Raw genomic sequence first — 22234 nt, 5'->3', positions numbered from 1 at the left:
GCGCCCGCCCGAGATGGTTCCCTCCTGTGACTGACACGACAATCGACATCCTTTGCATCGGCGAACCGCTGGGCGAATTCAACGCGACGCGCGGCGAGGCCGGCTCGTTCCGGTTCGGCCATGGCGGCGATACCTCGAACTGCGCCATCGCGGCAGCGCGGCAGGGTGCGACAGTGGCCTATGCCGGGGCGCTCGGGGATGATGCGGCCGGCCATTCCTTTCGCAAGCTCTGGGCCGAGGAAGGCGTCGACGACCGTTTCGTGCCGACGCATCCGACCGCACCGACCGGCCTCTATTTCGTCGATCACGGGCCGCAGGGCCATGTCTTCTCCTATTTGCGGGCCGGTTCGGCCGCGAGCCTCTACGGCCCGCGCGACCTGCCGCGCGACCTGATCGGCAAGGTCAGGATCGTCCAGGCCTCCGGCATCAGCCAGGCGATCTCGGCGACCGCCTGCGATGCGGTGTTCGAGGCCTTCGCGCTCGCCCGCTCGCAGGGCGTGCTGACAGCCTATGACACCAATCTGCGGCTCAAGCTCTGGCCGCTGACCCGGGCGCGCGCGATCATCCACGCCGCCTGCGCCATGGCCGATATCGTGCTGCCCGGACTAGACGACGCGATCCAGCTCACCGGCCTGAGCGACCCCGACGCGATCGTCGATTTCTATCTCGGGCTCGGTGCCAAGGTCGTGGCGCTGACGCTGGGCCATCAGGGCTCGCTGGTCGCGACGCCGGAGCGACGCCAGCGCTTCGTGCCGATCAAGGTCGATGCCATCGACGCGACCGGGGCGGGCGATTGCTATGACGGCGCCTTGCTCGCCGAATATATCCGCACCGGCGATGCTTTCGTCGCGGCGGCCTATGCCAATGTCGCGGCGGCGCTCTCGACGCAGGGCTATGGCGCTGTAGCGCCTCTGCCGCGGCGCGCAGATGTCGAGGCGCGCATGGCGAATGAGGCCAGGGTCGCGCAGGCATGATTCCGAAAAGTGGAGACCGGTTTTCGGACGAAATCATGCCTCAGATAAGCAGCGTTCCGATCCTGAGCGAGGCGGGCAAGCTCTTCGCCCGCTATGACCTGCTGATCAGCGATGTCTGGGGCGTCGTCCATGACGGCGTGCTGGCGCTCGGCCCGGCCTGCGCGGCGCTGACGCGATTCCGGGAAGGCGGCGGCGCCGTGGTGCTGCTCTCGAATGCGCCGGGTCCCTCGGAGCAGGTCGCAGGCGTGATCGACGGCAAGCGCGTGCCCCGCACGGCCTGGGACCGCCTGGTCACCTCGGGCGACGTCACCAGGTCACTCATCGCCGAGAGCCATGCCCGAAAGATCTATCATATCGGCTGGAAAGAGGATCGGGCGGTGTTCAAGGGGCTCGATGTCGAGCTCGTGGGCGAAGAGGACGCCGAGTTGGTCGTAGCGACCGAGTTGAACGACTACCGGCGTGAGATGCCCGAGGATTATCGCCCGCTGCTGACCCGGCTCGCGGCGCGCAAGCTGCCCTTCATTTGCGGCAATCCCGATCTCGTCGTGCATGTCGGCGAGGATCTGCTGCCCTGCGCCGGTGCGCTGGCCACGATCTACGAGGAGCTTGGCGGTGTGGTCGCCTGGGCCGGCAAGCCACATCGTCCGGCCTATGATCTTGCGCTGGAGGCTGCGCGCGAGGCGCGCGGCGGCCGCGCGATCGAGCCCGAGAAGGTGCTGGTGATCGGCGATGCCGTGCGGACCGATCTCGCGGGAGCGCGGCTGATGGGCTTCGACAGCCTGTTCGTCGCCGGCGGCATCCATCGCGACGAGACGATCGTCGAGGGCAAGCTCGATCCGGCCGGCATCGCGCGCGTGCTGGCGGGGCAGCCAGCGATCCCGGTCGCGGCGATGGCGGCGCTCGCCTGAGCTAGGCCCGGCTGGCTCAAACCGGCGGCTTGTAGCGCGCCTTCACAAGCTTGCCGATATCGGCATAGAGCCCCTGGAAGGGACGGAAGACGAAGCGGATCGTCGAGCGGCCGGGCGGGACCGCGACCGCGCGGAACAGCACATTCGCCCGCAGCAGCTCCGCCGGCTTGCCGTCGACCTCGACCTGCCACCAATGATGCCAGACGTCGTTGAGCACGACATAGCCGCCGCGCGGCGCATCGGTGGCGAGGTTCACCTCCGTCGTGCCGTAATCGACGATGCGGACCGAACCGGCCTGCGCCGACCCGGTCGGCAGCGGCGGCGGGTCGCGTTCGAGCAGCACCGTGTTGCGCGGGTCGAAGCCAGTGGGCCATTGGCCGCTCGCGAGGATCGCACCGAAATCGACCTTCTGCGCCTGCGTCACCAGGAGCACGCGCGGCAGGGCGCGCGGGTTCTCATAGACATAGGCATCGGGCGTCCTGGCGATCTGGACGAGGTCGCCGGGTTTCAGCCGCCTGTCGATCTGTTCGGCCGGGACGCCGGTCGCGATGAAGCGCAGTCCGAGCATGTCGGTGAGCAGCGAGCGATAGCCCGGCATCAGCCGCGAGAAGGTGCGCTGGTCGGGAAGGGCGACATGGTCGCCGGCGCCCGTCGCCTTGCTGTAGAGGCCGAGCCGAAGCGGGTTGTAGCCGAGCGTATTGTCGAGCTCGTGGACGAGGCTGGCATTGGGCCAATCGAAGCCGATGGCGGCGAGTTCGATGCGGTCGCGCCGGTCGGGAGACGCGGTGCGGGCGGTCTCGCGCTTGAGCAGCGCGATCGTCTCGTTCTTGCTGTCCGGGCGCAGCATCTCGAAATTCTTCGAGGGCAAGGCGGTGGACTCGTTCGGGCCGTTATTGGTCGAGAGATCGACGACCAGCGTCGCCGCCAGGACGATCGCGGCTGCGCGCGTCGAGCCCTGGAGCGAGAGCCCACGCGCTGCGACGAGCGCGCCCATCGACAGCACGGCACAGAGCAGGGCGGTCACGATCGGGACGGTGACGAGCTGAAGCTTGCCCACCGTATGGGCCAGCCAGATGGCGAGCGCGAGCGCCCCCAGCAGCAGCGCGGCTTCGAGCAGCTTCTGCCAAAGCCGGCCGCGCGGCGCGGCGTCGGCCACCACGAGATGGGTCAGATAGCCGCCGAGGATCGCCAGCAGCGCGCCAAGGATGAAGAGCGCATCGGCCGGGCGGCGGTAGAAGCTTGCTCCCGGCATGATCTCGAACAGCAGATGGAAGCCGGGCGTGTAGCGCCCGAGCGCATAAAGCAGCACGAGGAAGGCGGCGATGGTCAGCGCCACGATCTCGCGCCGGAACAGCGCGCCGCGCACCAGGCCGATCGTCAGGATCAGCAGCATCGGCAACAGGCCGAGATAGAGCTGGCCCATATTGCGGGCGAGGAAGAGGTCGAGCGGGCCGAAGCGCTGCTCCCAGGCCGGGCTCGGCGCCCCCCAGAAATTCTCGAGGGGACCGGAGGCGCCATAGAGATTGGCGATCAGCCCGGTGAGCAGCGAGGCCGGATGCAGCGAGCCCTTCTCGGCGCCGAGAAGGTCGATCTCCGGTCGGTTGGATTCCTGCGCCAGCACGAAGGTGAACAGGATCGGCACGGTCGCGACGAGGATGGCGCCGAGCGAGCCGGCAAGGAGCGGGCCGAGGCTGCGCAGCAAGGCCCGCAACGGCTGCTGCGCCATGGCGATCGCCGCGATCGTCAATCCCGCGAGGACATAGACGCCGAGCAGAGCGACCTGATCGCGCCCGAGCACCATGAAGCCGGCGGCCAGTCCGGCGCAGAAGCCATAGACCAGCGAGCGGCGTTCGAGCGCCCGCGACAGAAGGAGCAGCGTCACGGCGAAATAGCCGAGGCTGAGCACCTGCCCGACATGCTGGATACGCCAGGCGGCGGAGGCGCCGAAGGCGAAGGCGAGCGCGGCCACGACGGCCCCGGCCGGGTGCCAGTTGCGGTCCCTGAACAGCAGGACGATGGCGATCCCGCCAATGAGGAGCGTGCCAAGCTCCGCCCCGTCGCTCCAGCGGAAGCTGGGCGCCGGGTTCAGCGCCGCGATCAGGGCATAGGGCGGCGAGAAGATCAGCGATTGCGGATCGGCGATCTGCGGCGAGCCGGAGAAGACGTAGGGGGTCCAAAAGGGTGAGAGGCTGCGGTGCCAGGCTGTCGCCAGGAACTGGAGCTGTGGATAGAAATGCGCCTTGGCGTCCCAGGGTATCGTGACGATGCCCGACAGCCAGGGCCAGGACAACGCCAGCCAGGCGCAGAACACGATGCAGACCACGCTGGCGAGCGGCCAGCGCGGTGCGGATGATGAAGCCTCTGTCTGATCGGGCTCGGACATGTGAACGGTCTGCCCGAAGCCGGACGGGCGATCAATCCTTCGGCGCGGCCCGCGCCATCAGCGCGTCCATGTCGATTATATGGCCGGCGCGGTCGCGCTTCGAGGTGAGATAGCGCACATTATGCGCGGTCGGGCGGCCGAGCACGCGCTGGGTCGCGGCGACTTCGAGGCCGGCGGCCTTGATCGCTCCGACCTTGAGCGGGTTGTTGGTCAGCGCGGTCACGCGGCTGACGCCGAGCTGCTTCAGCATCGCGGCGGCGAAATCGAAATGGCGCTGGTCGAGATCAAAGCCGAGCACCTCGTCGGCATCGTAGGTGTCCCAGCCCTGGCTCTGCAGCTTGTAGGCGCGCATCTTGTTGGAGATGCCGTTGCCGCGGCCTTCCTGGTCCAGATAGAGCAGGATGCCGCCATCGTTCTGCGCCATCCATTGCACGGTCTCGCGCAGCTGGTCGCCGCAGTCGCATTTCAGCGACCCGAACAGGTCGCCGGTGAGGCAGGCCGAGTGCAGGCGCACAGGCACGGCGCTCGCGAGGTCGGGCTTGCCGACGATGATCGCGACCTGGTCACGCAGGCCTTCGCCGCCGCGGAACACGACAAACTCGGTTTCCGGCGCGCCTTCGAGCGGCACCGGAGCGCGCCCGACGATCTTGAGCGAGGCCGCCTGCTCGGAGCGGTAGGCGTTGAGCGCGTCGATCCCGACCTCGACCAGCGGCTCGCCGGCGACTGCCTCGGCGGTCACCGGAACGAGGATGGTCGCCGGCAGAACCAGCGAGAGGCGGGCGAGCTCGAGCGCGGCCGTGTCGACGGCATCGGCGGGAGCGACAGGCGCGTCGACCTTGGCCTCGACCTTGAGCGCCAATGTCTCGACGCGAGCGAGATCGATCGACGGCATCGCCAGGATGCCGGCCTCGCTGCGTGGCTTGGCGCCGATGCGGCGCAGGCGTGCCGCGCTGAGCACGAGATGGGCCTGACCCTGGGCGAGTTCGTCGAGCCCCTGGGCGAGAGCCTCGTCGGCAAGCTCGGCCGACAGCGCCAGCGCCAACCGCTCGCCGTCGCGCAACAGCACCGGGCGGCCGGCGCGGAATTCGGCGATGGCGCGGTCGACGGTGATCAGGCACGTCTCGTGAGGGCGGCCGAACAGCGTACGCGACTTGGTGATCGGCAGCTTGGGCATAGAATGGTCCGTCAGATTGCGCCGGGAGTTGGCGAGGAGCCTATCGTTTACGACCGGGATGTCGATACGGATGCACGTCCGGTCCCGGAACTGGAAACAAATCCGGGCTGCGGATGGTTCCAGTTGTCAAAACCTTGTCGTGGACCGAACCTGACAATGATCCAATCTGTTGCCGTCCGCTGTATAGGTACATCCGATTGAACATCAGATGAATGTCTACCAGCGACAGGACGGGCAGGCGACATTCGAGCAGCGCGGAGGGGATGGTGCAGGAGCATGACCCGGTTGCGGCGCCGAAGGCCTATAGCGGCGTGGCGCGCAGCTTCCACTGGATCACCGTTGCCGCCGTCTTCGTCATGGTGCCGGTCGGGCTCACCATGAGCTATCGCGGCAACACGCTCGATCTCTGGGACGACCTGACCAACAACCTCTACAGCAGCCATAAGCTTCTCGGCTTCCTGCTGCTCTGGTGGATCGTGCTGCGCCTGACCTACCGCCTGATCCACGGCGCGCCGGCCGACGAGCCGACGCTGGAATGGTGGCAGAAGGCCGGCTCGCATCTGGTGCATTGGCTGCTCTATGCCTTGCTGCTGATCGTGCCAGTGCTGGGCTGGATCGGCGTCTCGCTCTACCCGGCGCTCGATATTTTCGGCCTGTTCAACCTGCCGGCCCTGGCCGCGCCGAACGAGGATATGGCGAAGCGGGTGCTCAATATCCATGGCTGGCTCGCGCTCAGCATGGCGCTGCTGATCAGTGTGCATATCGCGGCGGTGCTCTATCACGCGCTGATCCGCAGGGATGGCGTGTTCAGGCGGATGTGGCCGCGAGCCTAACTTTTAGAACTGTTAGCCGTCAGCCGGCACCCGTTCCGTTGCGTGAGCCTGCTGCCGCTGATCGTCCCGGCACGCAACGACAGGCCGATCAGGCAGCCCAACTGGAATAGTCGGCGCCATCGCCGCCCGAGGCGGCGTGATGGTGGACAGATCGGGCGATTTTCCGCAAAATGACGCCGTTCAGAGCTTTGACAACGCTAGGCTTGATCTAACCCGTCGGGATAGTCGCGGCGCGAACTCTCCCGATCGGGGTCTGGAAGTGCTCCTCTACCGTTCTGCAATACGATAGCCTCGCGGCTAGCGGTTCTAGTAGGCTCATGTCAGGAGTTGATCGGAGCAAGCTTGGAGCAGATCGAAGGAATTCCGAGGTCTATTGACCTCAACGCCGTTGCGCAAAGCTTGCAGGTGGCAGTCATCGGCTGCGGGGCCTGGGGCAGGAACCTCGTTCGTTGCTTTGCCGAGCTGGGTCATCTTGGTGCTGCTGCCGATCACCACCCCGCGACACTCGATGCCGTCATCGCTCGACACGGCAGCCGCGCCCTGTCTTTCGAGCAGATCCTGGCCGAGCGATCGATCGAAGCGGTGGCGATTGCGACGCAGCCATCGAGCCATCACGACCTCGCCAGGCGCGCGCTTCTGGCCGGCAAGCACGTCCTGGTCGAAAAGCCGCTCGCACTCGAACTCGCGCATGCCGAGGATCTGATCGACCTGGCGCGGCGCCTCGACCGGCGGCTGATGGTCGGCCATATCCTGCGTTACCATCCCGCCTTCACCAGGCTCCAGAGCCTCATCGCGAGCGGCGCTATCGGTCGCATCCTGCGGCTCCAGGCCAACCGGATGAATCTCGGGGCGATCCGAAACGAAGAGGATGTGCTCTGGTGCCTCGGACCGCATGACGTCGCCGTCATCCTGGACCTGGTGGGTGCAGAGCCGAGCGAGGTCCGGGCGGTCGCGGGCTATCACCTGCGCAATGCGATAGCCGATGCCGTCACCCTTCACCTCGCCTTTCCGGCCGGCGAGAGTGCCCAGGTCAACCTGTCCTGGCTGCATCCGGTCAAGGAGCACCGGCTCACCGTCATCGGAACGGAGGCCATGGTCGTGCTCGACGATGCCGCGCCGTGGGAGCGCAAGCTACTCCTCTATCCCCACATCGTGAACGTGACGGGGGGCATCGCGGCGACGACCCGGGCGGATCCTGTTCCAATCGCGGTGGATGAGAGCGAGCCGCTCAAGCGCGAGTGCCAGCATTTCATCGACTGTGTCGCCGAGGGACGCGACCCGATCACGGATGGTGACGAGGGGTTGCGTGTGATGCGGGTGCTGGCGCAGGCCAGCGCGGCGATGACCCGGAGCGACCGCTTGCCGGGGAACTGATCCCTGCCGGAGCGGGGAGCCGGCTCAGACCGGCCGCGCCCAGAGATCGAGATGGCCGATCATGCAGGACTCGGAGTCGCGCCTGGCGGCGAGCCACTCTGTCACGCTTGCCTTATCGAGATGGCCGGTCTCCAGCACCGCCCCGGCACTGCCCTCCGCCAGGGCCAGCAGCAGTTCTCGCTGCTTTTCGCCGAGCAGCCAGGGGCTTTCGCCAATGGAGACGGCGAAGCCTGCCTTGCGGAAGGCTTCGGCCGAGATTTCCGTGGCATTGGGGCCGACGGCCGGGCCAAAGCCCTTGTCGCTATGCTGGTGATGATGGAAGGCGGCGAGCACGCGGGCATCGGTGGCATGTTCCGGCTGCCATTTCTCGCGGCCGTCATAGGTCAGCACCGTGTAGAGCGGCAGGCGCTGGCTGGCGAGTGCTGCGGCGAAGCGTTCGAGCCAGCGCTTCGAGGCGAGGTCGAGCAGGGCGGCGGCGGTGATCAGGTCCGGCTGCCAGCCGAGGATCCATTCGAGGTCCTTGTTGAGATCGGCCTGGCGGGTATCGACGGTGATGATCTTCTCGCCCTTGGTGAGGACGAGCTCCTCGCCCTGTTCCTGGGTCTCGTCGGCCCAGGCGGCGAGGCGCTCGCGCGCGACCTGCAACAGCTTTTCGTCGTGATCGACCAGGGTCCAGTGCTGGCGGTTCGGCAAGGTGGAATAGCTGCCGCGCAGGTTCGAGCCGGCACCGCTGCCGAGGTCGACGATGGTGAGCGAGTGCCTGCCGGCAAAATAGGCACCGACGGCGGAAAGCAGCTCGGGATTGCGGGCCGCGTGGTCGGCCGGCTCGCGCAAGGCCAGCCAGTCCGGGGAAAAGCCGCTCATTCACAATACCTTTCGGCAGGTCTCGGCGACGATCGTCGCAGTCTCGCGCCAGCGCGGCAGCGTGGCGGCGCTCGCCCATGCGGCATCGGCCATGCGCAGCCGGGCTTTCGGTTCATCGAAGAGATGTTTCAGGGCTTTGGCAAGCGCCGGCGCGTCGCCGGGCGCAACCTTGAGCGCAGCGGCATCGGGCACGGTTTCCGCCGCGGCCCCGCCGGTGGTGCACAGGATCGGCAGGCCGCGCACCAGGGCTTCCGTCAGCACCATGCCATAGCCCTCGAAGAGCGAGGGCATGACGAAGAGATCGGCTGCGTCGTAGGCGCGCGCCAGATCGGCATCGCCGACGGCGCCTGCCAGCGTGATCCTGTCGTGCAAGCCGGCCGCCTCGATTTGCGCTGCGATCGCGCGCGCCGTTGCCGGCGAGCGGTCGGCCGCGCCGATGATGGTCAGGTGCCAGGGCCGATCCGCGAGCGCGACGAGCGCCTCGATCAGGACGCCGTAGCCCTTGCGCGGCACGAGCGAGCCGACCGCCAGCAGATGCAGGGCCTCGCCGGACTGCCCGCCCGCTGCCCGCTTCGCCTGGTCCGTGCCGGGCTCGGCCACCGCGATACGCGCTTCGGGAACGGCGAAATCCGCCGCCAGCAGCCGCCTCGTCGCCGGGCTGGTGGCGATGACGGCGGTGGCATAGCGCAGGGCCGCCGTCTCGCGCGCCACGAAAGCCGCCGCCTGTTCGGGCGAGAGGCCGGTCTCCAGGCCGAGCGGATGATGCACCAGCGCGACGACACGGCCGGCAAGCCCTGCCGCGATGCTCTCGGGAAAGGCGCCATAGGCGAGGCCGTCGATCAGCAGCACGGAGTCGTAAGGCTGCGACAGGATCAGCCGGCCGGTCTCGGCGAGATCCGCCTCGGTCGGATAGGGGAAGGTGCCGGGCAGGGCGAGGTGGCGGGCAACGATGCCCATCTCGCGCCATTCCCTGAGCAGCCTGCGGTCATAGCCGTAGCCGCCGGTCGGCAGGTCGAGCTCGCCGGGAATGGCGAAGACGATCTCGTTCACGCGAGCGCGCCCTCATAGGCGGCACGGGCGAGATCGGTCTCGTGCAGGGTGACGCGGATCTTGCTGAGGCCCTTGCCGTCCTCGCCGAGCGCGCCTGATCTTGCCGCGGCCGCAACGGCGTCGAAAATGTGTTTGCAGAGGAATTCGGTCGTGGTCAGCACGCCCTTGAACTGCGGCAGGGCATCGAGATTCTGGTAATTCAGCGGCTTCAGCGTCTTGTTCAGCACATCGAGCGCCGCGCCGATATCGACCACGACGTTCTGGCGCGTCAGCGTCTCCCTGAAGAAGGCGACATCGACGACGAAGGTCGCACCATGCATGTGCTGCGCAGGCCCGAAGAAGGGGTCGGGCAGGGAATGGCCGATCATGATGCGGTCGCGGACTTCGACGGAAAACATGCGGGAGCGGCTCCGAACAGGCCGGCGCAAAAGCCGGCGGGCGCCCATGTCTAGGCTGGCGCCCCCATGTCAGGTCAATAGCGCAGTACGCCGGTCAGCCCCGACCAGCCGCTGGAGAGAAGATCAGGCAGCTTTTCGGGCGCTTCCGTGAAAGGAATTTCTGTGGTGATCAACGCATCGAGCCGTTCGTCGGCGAGCAGGGCCATCGCGGCTTCCGCTCTTCTGGCATAGCTCCAGCGCGGCCGGCGGGAGGGCGCGACCTGCCCGACCTGCGAGGAGATGAGCTGCAATCGCTTCGCATGGAAGGCGCCGCCGAGCGGGGCGGGAACCGCGCCCTCCCCATACCAGCTCAGCTCGACGATGCGGGCTTCGAACCCGGCCGCGGCAATGGCGGTGGCGAGGCCGGGCGCCGTGGCGCTGGCATGGAAGACGAGATCGGCATCGCCGGGGGCGTCTGCGGGCAGCGCGAAGCCGAAGCCGAGCGTCGCGGCGATCTCGGCCCGGCGCGGATCGATATCGACGAGCGTCACATCGGCACCGGGAATTTGCGCCGCGATCCAGGCCACCAGCAGGCCGAGCACGCCGCCGCCGACCACCAGGATGCGGTCGGCCGGGCCCGAACCTGCATCCCAATGCGCGTTGAGCGCGGTTTCCATATTGGCGGCCAGCACGGCCCGGCGCGGCGGCACGCGCTCCGGTATGCGCAGCACGCGGTCGCGCGGCGCGACGAAGCGATCCTGATGCGGATGCAGGCAGAAGACGGTCGCGCCGAGTAATTCGGCCGGACCGGCTTCGACCTCGCCGACGGCGCAGTAGCCGTATTTCACCGGGAAGGGGAAGGCGCCCTCCTGAAAAGGCGCGCGCATGCGCTGGTATTCGGAGGGCGGCACGCGGCCTTCGAAGACGAGCCGCTCGGTGCCGCGGCTGATCCCGCTCCAGAGCGTGCGGATCACGCAGTCCTGCAGGCCTGGCCTGGGCAGGTCGACCTTGTTCAGGGCGCATTCAGCCGGTGCGACATACCACAATGCCGTCGCATGCATCCGGTCCGCATGGTCAAGCGTAGCTGCTTCGGTCATAGAGGCTGGCTTTACATCCACTGGTCTTTCCTCCGCTCCCGCCTGCGCCTGTCAGCGAGTTCTCATGAACCAGCGCCCCGCTCCGACCATGTTCCAGCCGGCAGCGCAAGGGCAGGGCAGCGACCACGCCCTGACACCCGCAGGCCTGCAGCCGCTCGCGCTGCTGCGCAAGCGCCGGCTGCTCGTGCTTGCCCTCAACCTCGCGACGTTGGCTGGCTTGCTCTACGGGCTGGCGCAGGTGCTCGGCGCCGGCGGCTGGACGCTGACCGATATCGTAATCTTCGGCGCATTCCTGTTCGGCGCGCCCTGGACGGTGCTGGGCTTCTGGAACGCCGTGCTCGGCCTCTGGCTGCTGCACGGCGTCAAGGACGGTCTCGCGCGGGTAGCCCCCTTCATGACGGCGGGGAGCGCGGCCGAGCCGCTCCAGATCCGCACCGCGATCCTGATGACCCTGCGCAACGAGGATCCGGCGCGCGCCTTCCGGCGCCTGCGCGCGGTCAAGCAGAGCCTCGATGCGACAGGCGAGGGCGTCTGGTTCGATTATTTCGTATTGTCGGACACGAACCTGCCGGAGGTTGCCGAGGCAGAGGAGAGGCTCGCAGCGGAATGGGCTGGTGAGATCGGCGAGCCGGCGCGTCTCACCTATCGCCGCCGCGGCGACAATGCCGGATTCAAGGCCGGCAATCTCCGCGATTTCTGCGAGCATTGGGGCGAGCGCTACGAGGTGATGCTGCCGCTCGATGCCGACAGCGTGATGTCCGGCGAGGCCATCGTCAGGCTCGCTCGCATGATGCAGGCGCATCCCAAGCTCGGCATCCTGCAGAGCCTGGTCGTCGGCATGCCCAGCAAATCGGCCTTCGCCCGCGTCTTCCAGTTCGGCATGCGCCAGGGCATGCGGCCCTATACGATGGGCTCGGCCTGGTGGGGCGGGGAGTGCGGACCATTCTGGGGCCATAACGCCATGGTCCGGATCGCGCCCTTCCGCGATACCTGCCATTTGCCGGTACTGCCCGGCGGGCCGCCGCTCGGCGGCGCGGTGATGAGCCATGATCAGGTCGAGGCGACCTTGATGCGCCGCGCCGGCTATGAGGTGCGCGTGCTGCCGGAGGAGATGGGGAGCTGGGAGGAGAACCCGCCGACCATGCTCGACTTCGCCAAGCGCGACCTGCGCTGGTGCCTCGGCAATCTGCAATATCTCAAGCTGCTCGATCTGCCCGGCCTGAAGCCGATGAGCCGCTTCCAGCTGATCTGGGCGATCCTGATGTTCCTGGGCCTGCCGGCCTGGACGCTGATGATCGCGCTCGTGCCGGTCAAGGTGCTCGAGGATGGCGGCATGGCGGGCTATCCGGCCGGGCTCGCAGCCACGCTCTACCTGCTGTTCCTGGCGATGTATCTGTCGCCCAAGCTCGCCGGGCTGGCGGATATCGCCCTGACCCGTGGTGGCGTGCGCCGCTATGGTGGCGCGGCTCGTTTCGCCGCCTCGGCCTTGATCGAGATCGTCTTCGCCTTCCTGCAGGGTGCGGTCTCGTCGTTCCGCTCGACGCTGTTCATGAGCGGGCTCGCCTTCGGACAGGTCAGGATCGGCTGGAACGGCCAGGCGCGCGACGTGCATTCGCTGTCCTTCGCCACGGCTTTCGCCGGGCTCTGGCCGCATCTGCTGTTCGGGCTCTATATTTTTGGCGCGCTCGCGCTGCTTTCGCCCTCCGTGTTGCTCTGGTCGCTGCCGCTGACGGCAGGCTATCTGCTGGCCATTCCCTTCGCCGTGGCGAGCGCTTCGCCCGCGCTCGGCAGCTGGTTCGTCCGCACTGGGCTCTGCGGCATTCCCGAGGATTTCGATCCGCCCGCGGTGCTCGCCGCGATCGACAGCGAGGCGCGCCGGTGAATGCGGCCGTCTACCCCAAGGGTACCGCCAAGGCGCTGTCGCGCTCGCTGCGCGTCTACCATGGCGATGCGGCGCGCAACGCCGCGATGGACGCGCTCTACGGCAATTTCCTGAAGCCGGGCGACCTTGCCTTCGATATCGGCGCCCATGTCGGCGACCGGACCTCCTGCTTCCGCCGGCTCGGAGCGCGCGTGGTGGCGCTCGAGCCGCAGCCGGGGCCGGCACGGGCCCTGCGGCTGATCCATGGCCGCGATCCGCAGGTGACGCTGATCCAGGCAGCCTGCGGCGACCGCGAGGGCTCGGTCGCGCTCAGGATCAACAGCGCCAATCCGACCGTCTCGACCGCCTCCGCCGCCTTCATTGGTGCTGCGCACGGTGCCGGCGGCTGGGAGGGGCAGATCTGGGACCGGGAGGTCGTGGTGGCCTGCACGCGGCTGGACACGCTGATCCAGCGCCATGGCCTGCCCGATTTCGTCAAGATCGATGTCGAGGGCTTCGAGGCACATGTGCTGGCCGGGCTGACCTATGCGCTGCCGGCGGTCTCCTTCGAATTCACCACGATCCAGCGCGATGTCGCCGAGGCCTGTCTCGCACTGCTGGAGACGCTCGGCCCCTACCGTTTCAACCTTGCGCTCGGCGAGGACCAGCGCCTCGTCCTGCCCGAATTCGTCGAGGCCGAGGCGATGGGCGCCTATATCCGCGCCTTGCCGCACGAGGCCAATTCCGGCGATGTCTATGCTGTATTGCCCGGCTAAGATTTCTAGGGCGGCCTTCACAAATCTTCACTAAAGTTGATCTCAGATTTCACAAATTGAATATTGCCCACTAGCTGGGGTTCCCTTAGAGGAGCCCTCCCTTTCGGACGCCATGTGTCCTGGCTCGTCGAGATCAGGCTGGCGCGCGCCGCTCTGCGGATGGTGTGTTCCGTGTTCGGAAGGTTGGCTGCGTAGCTCAGTGGAAGAGCGCCCGAGAGATCGGGAGGTCGGCGGTTCGAATCCGTTCGGAGTCTCCAGGAACTAGCTCAGACGGTAGAGCACAAGACTGAGGTTCTTGTTGTCGAAGGTTCGAATCCTTCGTTCCAGACCATTCGCTTGCCAAAGCGAATTCAAAACCGGGAAGCCGATCTGCTTTCCGCGCCGTGACGATCCGATCCGCAGCCTCGGCCGCGGTGAGGGCTGAAGCGGCAAGCGAGCCCGGTGCTCCGCGTCATGGCGGATACCGGCTGTCGTGACCGCCGTCGACACGGCGCGGCAAACTCCCACCTGCGGGTGGGAGGGCGCTGCCTGTTGTCTCGTGCGCGAATGCCGGCCTCAAGCCATGACCCGCAACGGGCCTGCTGGAAAGCGGGTCGGTGACCCCTTCGATTTGCCGCCGCGACAATGGCGTCGAAGCGGTCGCGACGGCTTTCCGCGGCAGGGCTGCGGACGGCCCGGCTATGGAGGTGACGATGACCCATAAGCTCTTTCGCCTGACGGTGAAGATCGCCGAGAACCAGCGCGGTTTGCTGCGGCGCGACGGCCGATTCGAGCGCCTGCTCGCGCCGGGGCGTCATGTTCTGTTCGACCCGTCGAACCGGCTGAGCGTGGACATCGTCGCCATCGTCAACGGCGAGATGTCGGTCGACCAGCTCGCGGTGTTCGAGAAGAGCCATCCCGCGTTCGTGGCCGAGCATCTGAAGGTCGTGCGCACCGGGCCGGGCGAGGTGGCGATCGTCTCGCTCGACGGCCAGCCCAGGCACTTCCTCGCGCCGATGACGACGCGCGCCTTCTGGACCTGCATCACGCAGGTCGAGAGCGAGCTCATCGACATCAAGGCGGTGCTGAAGGTCGAGCCGCGACTGCTCGACAAGCTCGATCTGGCGCGCTCGCCCTCGGTGGCGCTCGCCATCGTCGAGGCGCATGAGCTCGGCCTGCTCTTCGTCGACGGCGTACTTGTCGAGGAGCTGGCGCCCGGTCGCCATGCCTTCTGGCAGGTGGGTCGGACGGTCAAGATCACCAAGGTCGATCTTCGGCCCCAGCCGGTCGAGATCACCGCGCAGGAGATCCTGACCAGGGACCGTATCGCGCTGCGGGTGACGCTGACCGCCTTCCATCGGGTCACCGACGCGCGGAAGCTGGTCGCTGCCACGAACGACCTGACGACGACGCTGTACCGTCTGGTGCAGTTCGCCGTTCGTGAGGCGATCGCGACCCGGGCGCTCGACGACATCCTGGCGGCCCGCGCCGCCATCGATGCCGAGATCAAGACCTTCGTGCGCGAGCGGATCGGCGCCTTCGGCGTCGAGGTCACCGAGATCGGCATCAAGGACGTGATCCTCCCGGGCGAGGTGCGCGAGCTGCTCAACAAGGTCGTGGAGGCGGAGCGGGTGGCGAAGGCCAACCTGATCCGCCGGCAGGAGGAGACCGCGGCGACGCGTTCGCTCCTGAACACGGCCAAGCTGATGGAGGATAACCCGCTGCTCGTGCGCCTCAAGGAGCTCGAGGCGCTCGAGAAGCTGGTCGAGAAGGTCGGCCGTATCGAGCTGCATGCCGGCCAGGGTGCGGGCCTGGAGGCTTTGCTCCAGGGCCTGTTCAAGCTCGGCAACAAGCCGGCCGTGATCGAGGCTGAGCGGGCTGGCTAGGCCTCGTTGCCTCGCCGAACCGACAATGGGCCACGCGCTTTCACCGGCGCGTGGCCTTCTTTATGAAGCGCGTGGAACAATGCGGCGCCAGCCAGCTTGCGTTCATTTCACCCCGCCCAGAATGCGGTCCGAGCCCGAATCGGGCAGCCGATATCCGGAACCCAAGGATGGTCATGCGCAGTCTCGCCCGCACGCTCGCCGTTTCGCTCGTCCTCGCTGTCTCCGCGACGTTCGCCCATGCCACCGGCGACGTCGCCGTCGAGGTGAAGAACGAATCCGAGCCGGTGCTCTGTGCGGAGAAGGACAACGTCACGATCAAGGCGATCTCGCCGCAGGTCAGGCGCTTCCAGATCGAGGCGGCGCATCCGGCCTATATTGCCGGGCTCGTCCGCGACAACTGGGATGCCGACTGGACCGCCTGCGACATGACCGGCGATCCCGCCTTCAGGGCGCCGGTGCCGCCGCAGCGCACGACCTTCTACGAGAGCATCGAGTACTGGCTGGTCGGCTACACCTTCTCGACCTTCTGGCGCCCGGCCGACACGACCTTCAAGGTCGGCGACCATGTCGAGAAGGGGCTGCACCTCGTCCAGCTCTGGAAGCTCGGCAAGGACAAGTCCTACGAGGTGCTGGTCATCTATCCGCAGGATGGCTACTGGCGGGCGCGGCCGCTGCCGCCGCAGCATCTCGGCTATTCCTCCTATGGCTCATCCTTCCTGTTCGGGCCGATCGAGCAGGATGGGGCGCGGCCAGTCGTCAACATCAAGGAAATCGAGTTCGACCCGAAGACGCTCTCCTTCAAGCTCGCTTTCAAGGACGGCTCATCCGGCACCCTGCGGCTCGACGATGTCGACGAGAACCGGATGGTGCTCGACGCCGTACTCGACAAGCCGGTGACCGGCGGCAAAGCCTTCCTGGCTCTGCGCTCGATGTATGTCACCGAGTTCAACAACGACGTCGCCCGCATCGCCGTCCGCGAGCCCGGCGCCAAGGGATGGCGCGAGGAGGCGCTGATGTCCTACGATGGTGGCAAGGCGACCGATATCTGGATGGGGCGGACCACCCATTCGCGCCACAACACCTCCTCGCCCGATATGGTGTTCCGCAATTTCTCGAGTGATCCGAATCTGCCGAAGAAGGCGGAGACGAAGTAAGCGCATTGTGCGTTCCCGTCATTGCGAGGAGCGTAGCGACGAAGCAATCCAGCGGCAGTGGGGTACCCCGTCGCCTGGATTGCTTCGCTGCGCTCGCATTGACGGAGCAGGGAACGCATCGCCTCATTTTGCGTTGGGCCGTGACGGGGCTGGCTCCTCGCGCTAGCTTGCCGGCCTTCGATCCAGTCCAGAGGCCGACATGCCCCGCTTTGCTGCCAATCTCTCGATGATGTTCAACGAATGGGAGTTCCTCGACCGCTTCAAGGCGGCCGGCGACGCCGGTTTCGAGGCGGTGGAATTCCTGTTTCCCTATGAGCATCCCTCGGAGAAGGTCGGGCTGGCGCTCGATGGGGCCGGGCTGGAACAGGCCTTGTTCAACCTGCCGCCGGGCGACTGGGCCAAGGGCGAGCGCGGCATGGCGGCGATTCCCGGCCGCGAGGAGGAGTTCCGGGCCGGCATCGAGACGGCGCTGGCCTATGCACATGAGACAGGCGTCAAGCGCCTGCACATGATGGCCGGCCATGCCGATTCGAAGGACCCGGCGGCGCAGGCCGCCTACCGCGCCTCGATCGCCTATGCTGCCGACAAGCTCGGCGAGCACGGCATCGACCTCCTGCTCGAGCCGATCAACGGCAAGGACATGCCGGGCTATTTCCTGAACGATTTCGACATGGCGGCCGCCTATGTGCGCGAGGCCAACCGGCCGAACGTCAAGCTGCAATTCGACATGTACCATTGCGAACTGATCCATGGCGACGTCTCCGCCAAGCTGAAGGCGCTCTATCCGCTGGTTGCGCATGTGCAGATCGCCAGCGCCAATGGCCGGCACGAGCCGGATGCATTCGGCCCGAACTATCCGCAGCTCTTCGGCGAGCTCGATGGGCTCGGCTATGCCGGTTTCGTCGGCTGCGAGTATCGGCCGAAGGCCGGCACGCTCGAAGGTCTCGGCTGGTTTTCCGAATACCGGAAGCAGGCCTGAGCGATGCGCGCCGGCTCCTTCGCCTATCCCGCCCTGGTGGCCGATATCGGCGGTACGAATTGCCGTCTCTCGCTGGTCGCGGCGGCCGGGGCGAAACACGAGCCACTCGCCCGCATTCCGACCGGCAACCATCCGACGCCGGAGGCGGCCTTCGACTCGGTGCTGTCGACGCTGACCGAGCGGCCGCGCTCGGCCGTGCTCGCCGTCGCCGGGCCGCTCGACGGGCGTAGCGCGCAATTGACCAATGCCAACTGGCATTTCGACGGGCCGCGCCTTGCCGGCGCGCTCGGCTTCGAGCAAGGGCTGCTGGTCAATGATTTCGAGGCGCTCGCCGCGTCGCTCGCGGTGCTGGAGCCGAAGGACCTCAAGACGCTGGTGCCAGGCAAGCCCGAAGTGGAGGGGCTCAAGCTGGTGCTCGGCCCGGGCACCGGATTCGGCGCTGCGGCACTGGCGACACGGGCGGGCAGGGGCGTGCTGATCCCGACCGAATCCGGCCATATCGGCGTCGGGCCGGAGGATCCGACCGAGGAGAAGATCTGGCCGCTGCTGGCTGCCGGCCAGCCGCGGGTCACGGTCGAGACCTTGCTCAGCGGCGACGGGCTGGTGCGGTTGCACCGCGCGATCGCGACCGGATCCGGCATGCTCGAGCCCAAGGTCAGCGCCGCCGACGTAACGACGCTCGCGCTTGACGGTGACCCTGCTGCGCTGAAGGCGGTGATCTCGTTCTGGCGTCTGCTGGCGCGCGTCGCGGGCGATCTCGCGCTCGCCTTCAAGGCGACGGGCGGGGTCTATATCGCCGGCGGGATCGTGCCGCGCCTGCTGCCGCTCGCCGACCATTCGGCGATCCACGCCGTCTTCGCCGGCAAGCCGCCCATGGAGGACCTCGCCGGGCGCTTCGCGCTGCATGTCATCACGACGCATGACGCGACCGAGCGCGGGCTCGCGGCGATCGCGGCCGCGCCGGAGCGTTTCGGTCTCGACGATCCGGCCCGGTTGTGGTTTGGCTGACGAGGCGAGCCCTCATCCTGAGGAGACTGCCGCTGCGGCCACCTCAGGATGAGGGCTGAGTGTCCTTCCAGCCAATCCCGAGACGTAGCTTTCCTTGTACCAGCTCTACGGCATTCAGGTCCTGCGCGCTTTTGCGGCCTTCATGGTCGCCGTGCATCATGTCCAGCCGGATGCGGCGGTGCTGGCCCAGCGCTCCGGCGCGAGCTTCACGCCCTCGCATCTCCTGCCCTGGATGGCGGGCGTCGACATCTTCTTCGTCGTCTCCGGCTTCATCATGGTGCATTCGTCGGAGAAGCTCTTCGACACGGTGGATGGACCGCGCCTGTTCCTGCTGCGCCGGCTGGCGCGGATCGTGCCGCTCTACTGGGCGACGACGACGCTCTTCCTGCTCGTGGCGCTCGCTCTGCCGGCGACATTGAATTCCGGCGCGCCGAGCTTCCTGCAGATTGCCAGCTCCTACCTGTTCTGGCCCACGCTCTCGACAGAAGGTCAGGTCCAGCCGATCTATTCGCTCGGCTGGACGCTGAACTACGAGATGCTGTTCTACGCCCTGTTCGGCCTGGCGCTGTTCCTGCCGCGCCCCGTCGTGGTGCAGGCGGTGACCTTGGCGCTGATCATGCTCGTCGGCGCCGAGCGGCTGGCGGGGCCGCTGCCCTTGCCGTTCGGCTTCTGGGGACAGCCGATCGTGCTCGAATTCGCGGCCGGGATGGGGCTCGCCCTGCTGCGGCAGCGCGGCTTTCGCCTGCCGGGCGAGTATCGCTGGCTCGTCGCCGGGCTGGCGATTGCGATCCTGCTCATCGCCGCGCCCCTGGCCGGCACGCTGACGAGCTGGACGACATTTCTCTTGCACGGTTCGGCTGCGGCGCTGCTGGTCCTGGCGGCCGCGTCCGGCAGCGGCCAGTCGGCGCCCTCGGCCATGGTACGCGGGCTGGCCGAAGTCGGCGACGCATCCTACGCGCTCTACCTCATCCATCCCTTCGCGATTCGGGGTCTGCGCGAGGTCTTCCTGCGCGTCGCGCCGGGCTGGCCGCTTCTCTTCGTGCTGGTCGCGCTCAGCGCCGCGGTGATCGCTGCGCTTCTAGTCTATCACGGCTTCGAGCGGCCGATGACGCGCCGGCTCCGGACCTGGCTACGCGTCTGAGCGCTTGCTGCGCAGCCCTTTCAGCGATTGCGCGACGATGCCTCCCGCCTTCCGCCGTTCCGGGCGCCTGGCGATGATGGCCGCGACATGCTCGGGCTGGGGAAAATAGCCGCGCTCCAGGATTTCGAGCGTGTATTCCTCATAGGTGAGGCCGAGCTCCTCGGCACGCTCCTGGCGACGCAACGCGATCGCTGGCGGCTTCTTCCAGGCTTTGCGGTAGGCCGTGCGCCAGTCGAAATAGCGGCCGATTTCGCCCTTGCCCCATTCGGGCTCATGCAGCGGCGGATCGTCGAGCGGCGGGCCGCCATTATCACCGAAGCGGATGGGCTTGCGACTGCGGGATGAGGTTCGCGCCACGCTCGTCAATCCAATAAACGATACAATTTGTATCCTATAGTGGATTCGAGGTGAGGCAAGAGCGTCATGCGCAAGGCAGGGCGGCGTGACAGTCCGGCCCCACTGGTCTATCCCCGCGGCACCTCACTCCTGACGAATGATCCATGGCCGCTCCTCTGCTCCATCTCCGCGACGTTGCGCTCACCTTCGGCGGCCAGCCGCTGCTGGAGGCGGCCGAGATCGCGGTGGCGCCTGGCGAGCGCGTTTGCCTTGTCGGGCGCAACGGCTCGGGCAAGTCGACCTTGCTGAAGATCGCGGCCGGCATCGTCGAGCCCGATAGCGCCGAGCGCTTCCTGCAGCCGGGCGCGACGGTGCGCTACCTGCCGCAGGAGCCGGATTTTACCGGCTTCAAGACAGCGCTCGCCTATGTCGAGGCGGGGCTGGGACCGGGCGATGACCCCTATCGCGCCCGCTATCTCGTCGAAGAGCTCGGTCTCAGCGGCGAGGAGGACCCGGCCACCATGTCCGGCGGTGAGTCCCGCCGGGCCGCCCTGGCGCGCGTGCTGGCGCCCGAGCCCGACATCCTGCTGCTCGACGAGCCGACCAACCATCTCGACCTGCCGGCGATCGAATGGCTGGAGGAGGAGCTGAAATCGCTGCGCTCGGCCCTGGTGCTGATCAGCCACGACCGGCGCTTCCTCACCTCGCTGTCACGCGCCACGATCTGGCTCGATCGCGGTCGGACCAAGCGGATGGAGCGCGGTTTCGGCGAGTTCGAGGCATGGCGTGACGAGGTTCTGGCGCAGGAGGAGGTCGACCGGCAGAAGCTCGACCGCAAGATCGCGCGCGAGGAGGACTGGCTGCGCTATGGCGTCAGCGCCCGGCGCACGCGCAACCAGCGCCGGCTCGGCGAGCTGTTCGCGCTGCGCGAGCAGCGGCGTACGGCGCGGCGCGCGGTCGGCGACGTCCGGCTGGAAGCCAGCGAAGCTCAGACCTCCGGCAAGCTCGTGATCGAGGCGCTCGACGTCTCCAAGGCCTATGACGCCCACCCGATCGTCAAGAACCTGTCGCTGCGCATCGCGCGCGGCGACCGGATCGGCATCGTCGGCCCCAATGGCGCCGGCAAGACCACGCTGATCAACCTGCTGACCGGCAATCTCGCGCCGGATAGCGGCAAGGTGAAGCTTGGCACGTCGCTGGAGATGGTGACGCTCGACCAGCGGCGCGAGAGCCTCGATCCGGCGACACCGCTCGACGATGCCCTGACCGGCGGCGGTTCGGACCAGGTCATGGTCGGCGGCCAGCCGCGCCATGTCATCAGCTACATGAAGGACTTCCTGTTCCAGCCGATCCAGCGCGGCACGCCGGTCGGCGCGCTCTCGGGCGGCGAGCGCGGGCGACTGATGCTGGCGCGCGCGCTGGCACGGCCATCCAACCTCCTGGTACTGGACGAGCCGACCAATGATCTCGACCTCGAGACGCTCGACCTGCTGCAGGAATTGCTGGCCGATTATCAGGGCACGGTCCTGCTGGTCAGCCACGACCGCGACTTCCTCGACCGCGTCGTCTCCTCCGTGCTGATCTCGGATGGCGACGGCGTCTGGACCGAGTTCGCCGGCGGCTACACGGATATGCTGGCGCAGCGCGGGCGCGGCGTCGGCGCCAAGGCGCGGGCGATCGCAGTCAAGCCCGCTACCGAACCCAAAGCTGTCCCAGTGGCGGTGCCGGCCGCTGCCAGCAAGCGCAAGCTCTCCTTCAAGGACAAGCACGCGCTGGAGACCCTGCCGCAGCAGATCGAGACCTTGCAGGTCGAGGCGGCCAAGCTGAACCAGGCGATCGCAGGCGATCTCTACACGCGCGATCCCGGCCTTTTCGCCAAGGTGACGGCGCGGTTGGAAGCCGTGACGCGGGAGATCTCGGAGGCGGAGGAGCGCTGGCTCGAGCTGGAATTGCTGCGCGAGGAGATCGGGTAGGGCTATTCCTTCTCCTCTTGCGTGGCGCAAAGCGCCGGATGAGGGGTCGCGCTGCGCTTTCCGATTGTCGTGCCTTCTACGCGCGACGCTGCAATCGTCCCGCGACC

General features: G+C 67.3%; 19 protein-coding genes and 2 tRNA genes. 14 read left to right on the top strand and 7 right to left on the bottom strand.

Features of this window, described 5'->3' with window-relative positions; all coding sequences use genetic code 11:
- Window positions 1-26: 26 nt before the first annotated feature.
- Together EV560_RS01700 and EV560_RS01695 are read left to right on the top strand one after the other, a co-directional pair.
- Window positions 27-974: a sugar kinase gene (locus EV560_RS01700; protein ID WP_211201133.1), complete on the top strand. Its 948-nt coding sequence runs from the start codon at window positions 27-29 to the stop codon at window positions 972-974.
- 35 nt (window positions 975-1009) lie between these two features.
- On the top strand, window positions 1010-1882 hold the full coding sequence (locus EV560_RS01695) for a TIGR01459 family HAD-type hydrolase (protein WP_131853375.1): 873 nt from the start codon (window positions 1010-1012) through the stop codon (window positions 1880-1882).
- A 16-nt stretch (window positions 1883-1898) separates the two neighbouring features.
- Here the strand turns inward: EV560_RS01695 and EV560_RS01690 are convergent, their stop codons facing one another.
- The gene (locus tag EV560_RS01690; protein ID WP_131853373.1) at window positions 1899-4265 is read right to left on the bottom strand and encodes a glycosyltransferase family protein; all 2367 of its coding nucleotides are present in this window, start codon (window positions 4263-4265) and stop codon (window positions 1899-1901) included.
- 31 nt (window positions 4266-4296) lie between these two features.
- Window positions 4297-5439: a GTP cyclohydrolase II RibA gene (gene ribA / locus EV560_RS01685; protein WP_131853371.1), complete on the bottom strand. Its 1143-nt coding sequence runs from the start codon at window positions 5437-5439 to the stop codon at window positions 4297-4299.
- Window positions 5440-5705: 266 nt separating this feature from the next.
- Between ribA and EV560_RS01680 the strand changes: the two genes are divergently transcribed.
- Window positions 5706-6272, top strand: coding sequence for a cytochrome b (locus EV560_RS01680; protein WP_248311845.1), 567 nt, complete (start codon window positions 5706-5708; stop codon window positions 6270-6272).
- A gap of 342 nt (window positions 6273-6614) precedes the next feature.
- Complete coding sequence (locus EV560_RS01675) at window positions 6615-7646, top strand: Gfo/Idh/MocA family protein (protein WP_165923268.1); 1032 nt, start codon at window positions 6615-6617, stop codon at window positions 7644-7646.
- 24 nt (window positions 7647-7670) lie between these two features.
- Here the strand turns inward: EV560_RS01675 and EV560_RS01670 are convergent, their stop codons facing one another.
- The 4 genes from EV560_RS01670 to EV560_RS01655 all read right to left on the bottom strand — a co-directional run bounded on the left by EV560_RS01670 (window position 7671) and on the right by EV560_RS01655 (window position 11034).
- Window positions 7671-8510 (bottom strand): class I SAM-dependent methyltransferase, encoded by an 840-nt coding sequence (locus EV560_RS01670; RefSeq protein WP_131853365.1) that lies wholly within the window; start codon window positions 8508-8510, stop codon window positions 7671-7673.
- Window positions 8511-9560: a glycosyltransferase family 4 protein gene (locus EV560_RS01665; RefSeq protein ID WP_131853363.1), complete on the bottom strand. Its 1050-nt coding sequence runs from the start codon at window positions 9558-9560 to the stop codon at window positions 8511-8513.
- Window positions 9557-9958: a 6-pyruvoyl trahydropterin synthase family protein gene (locus EV560_RS01660; RefSeq protein WP_131853361.1), complete on the bottom strand. Its 402-nt coding sequence runs from the start codon at window positions 9956-9958 to the stop codon at window positions 9557-9559. The genes EV560_RS01665 and EV560_RS01660 overlap by 4 nt, the downstream gene beginning before the upstream one ends.
- A 74-nt stretch (window positions 9959-10032) precedes the next feature.
- Window positions 10033-11034 (bottom strand): zinc-dependent alcohol dehydrogenase, encoded by a 1002-nt coding sequence (locus tag EV560_RS01655; RefSeq protein WP_248311844.1) that lies wholly within the window; start codon window positions 11032-11034, stop codon window positions 10033-10035.
- Between the two features lie 64 nt (window positions 11035-11098).
- Between EV560_RS01655 and mdoH the strand changes: the two genes are divergently transcribed.
- The 9 genes from mdoH to EV560_RS01610 all read left to right on the top strand — a co-directional run bounded on the left by mdoH (window position 11099) and on the right by EV560_RS01610 (window position 19818).
- Entirely contained in the window at window positions 11099-12916 is a 1818-nt protein-coding gene (gene mdoH, locus EV560_RS01650) for a glucans biosynthesis glucosyltransferase MdoH (RefSeq protein ID WP_131853359.1), read from the top strand.
- Window positions 12913-13671, top strand: coding sequence for an FkbM family methyltransferase (locus EV560_RS01645; RefSeq protein WP_248311843.1), 759 nt, complete (start codon window positions 12913-12915; stop codon window positions 13669-13671). Before mdoH ends, EV560_RS01645 begins: the two co-directional genes overlap by 4 nt.
- Before the next feature lie 185 nt (window positions 13672-13856).
- Window positions 13857-13928, top strand: a tRNA-OTHER gene (locus EV560_RS01640).
- Window positions 13927-14002 (top strand) — tRNA-Leu (locus tag EV560_RS01635). Before EV560_RS01640 ends, EV560_RS01635 begins: the two co-directional genes overlap by 2 nt.
- 265 nt (window positions 14003-14267) lie before the next feature.
- Entirely contained in the window at window positions 14268-15536 is a 1269-nt protein-coding gene (locus tag EV560_RS01630; protein ID WP_248311842.1) for a slipin family protein, read from the top strand.
- Window positions 15537-15703: 167 nt separating this feature from the next.
- Entirely contained in the window at window positions 15704-16690 is a 987-nt protein-coding gene (locus tag EV560_RS01625) for a hypothetical protein (protein WP_131853357.1), read from the top strand.
- 199 nt (window positions 16691-16889) lie between these two features.
- A complete protein-coding gene (otnI, locus tag EV560_RS01620; protein ID WP_131853355.1) occupies window positions 16890-17669 on the top strand; it encodes a 2-oxo-tetronate isomerase in 780 nt (259 codons plus the stop codon).
- Window positions 17670-17672: 3 nt separating this feature from the next.
- Window positions 17673-18677: a glucokinase gene (locus EV560_RS01615; RefSeq protein ID WP_131853353.1), complete on the top strand. Its 1005-nt coding sequence runs from the start codon at window positions 17673-17675 to the stop codon at window positions 18675-18677.
- Window positions 18678-18771: 94 nt separating this feature from the next.
- Entirely contained in the window at window positions 18772-19818 is a 1047-nt protein-coding gene (locus EV560_RS01610) for an acyltransferase family protein (RefSeq protein WP_131853351.1), read from the top strand.
- On the opposite strand, the gene EV560_RS01605 is transcribed toward EV560_RS01610, so the two are convergent.
- Window positions 19807-20175, bottom strand: a complete 369-nt coding sequence (locus EV560_RS01605) for a hypothetical protein (protein WP_131853349.1) — start codon at window positions 20173-20175, stop codon at window positions 19807-19809. The genes EV560_RS01610 and EV560_RS01605 overlap by 12 nt on opposite strands.
- 143 nt (window positions 20176-20318) lie before the next feature.
- Between EV560_RS01605 and EV560_RS01600 the strand changes: the two genes are divergently transcribed.
- Window positions 20319-22127 carry an ABC-F family ATP-binding cassette domain-containing protein gene (locus EV560_RS01600; RefSeq protein WP_131853347.1) on the top strand — a complete coding sequence of 603 codons (1809 nt, stop codon included), beginning with the start codon at window positions 20319-20321 and terminating at the stop codon, window positions 22125-22127.
- Window positions 22128-22234 lie beyond the last annotated feature (107 nt).

The organism is Allobosea sp. BK604 (genome assembly GCF_004341515.1).
GTDB lineage: Bacteria > Pseudomonadota > Alphaproteobacteria > Rhizobiales > Beijerinckiaceae > Allobosea.
The sequence above is the reverse complement of the archived record's forward strand: the minus strand, read 5'-3'. Positions and strand labels throughout refer to the sequence as shown.

Bases quoted from the DNA above. Each gene is read 5' to 3' on its own strand.
- EV560_RS01600 (WP_131853347.1), top strand. From the start codon at position 20,319: ATGGCCGCTCCTCTGCTCCATCTCCGCGACGTTGCGCTCACCTTCGGC.
- EV560_RS01655 (WP_248311844.1), bottom strand. From the start codon at position 11,034: ATGACCGAAGCAGCTACGCTTGACCATGCGGACCGGATGCATGCGACG.
- EV560_RS01670 (WP_131853365.1), bottom strand. From the start codon at position 8,510: ATGAGCGGCTTTTCCCCGGACTGGCTGGCCTTGCGCGAGCCGGCCGAC.
- EV560_RS01625 (WP_131853357.1), top strand. From the start codon at position 15,704: ATGGTCATGCGCAGTCTCGCCCGCACGCTCGCCGTTTCGCTCGTCCTC.
- EV560_RS01615 (WP_131853353.1), top strand. From the start codon at position 17,673: ATGCGCGCCGGCTCCTTCGCCTATCCCGCCCTGGTGGCCGATATCGGC.
- otnI (WP_131853355.1), top strand. From the start codon at position 16,890: ATGCCCCGCTTTGCTGCCAATCTCTCGATGATGTTCAACGAATGGGAG.
- ribA (WP_131853371.1), bottom strand. From the start codon at position 5,439: ATGCCCAAGCTGCCGATCACCAAGTCGCGTACGCTGTTCGGCCGCCCT.
- EV560_RS01690 (WP_131853373.1), bottom strand. From the start codon at position 4,265: ATGTCCGAGCCCGATCAGACAGAGGCTTCATCATCCGCACCGCGCTGG.
- EV560_RS01695 (WP_131853375.1), top strand. From the start codon at position 1,010: ATGCCTCAGATAAGCAGCGTTCCGATCCTGAGCGAGGCGGGCAAGCTC.
- EV560_RS01660 (WP_131853361.1), bottom strand. From the start codon at position 9,958: ATGTTTTCCGTCGAAGTCCGCGACCGCATCATGATCGGCCATTCCCTG.
- mdoH (WP_131853359.1), top strand. From the start codon at position 11,099: ATGAACCAGCGCCCCGCTCCGACCATGTTCCAGCCGGCAGCGCAAGGG.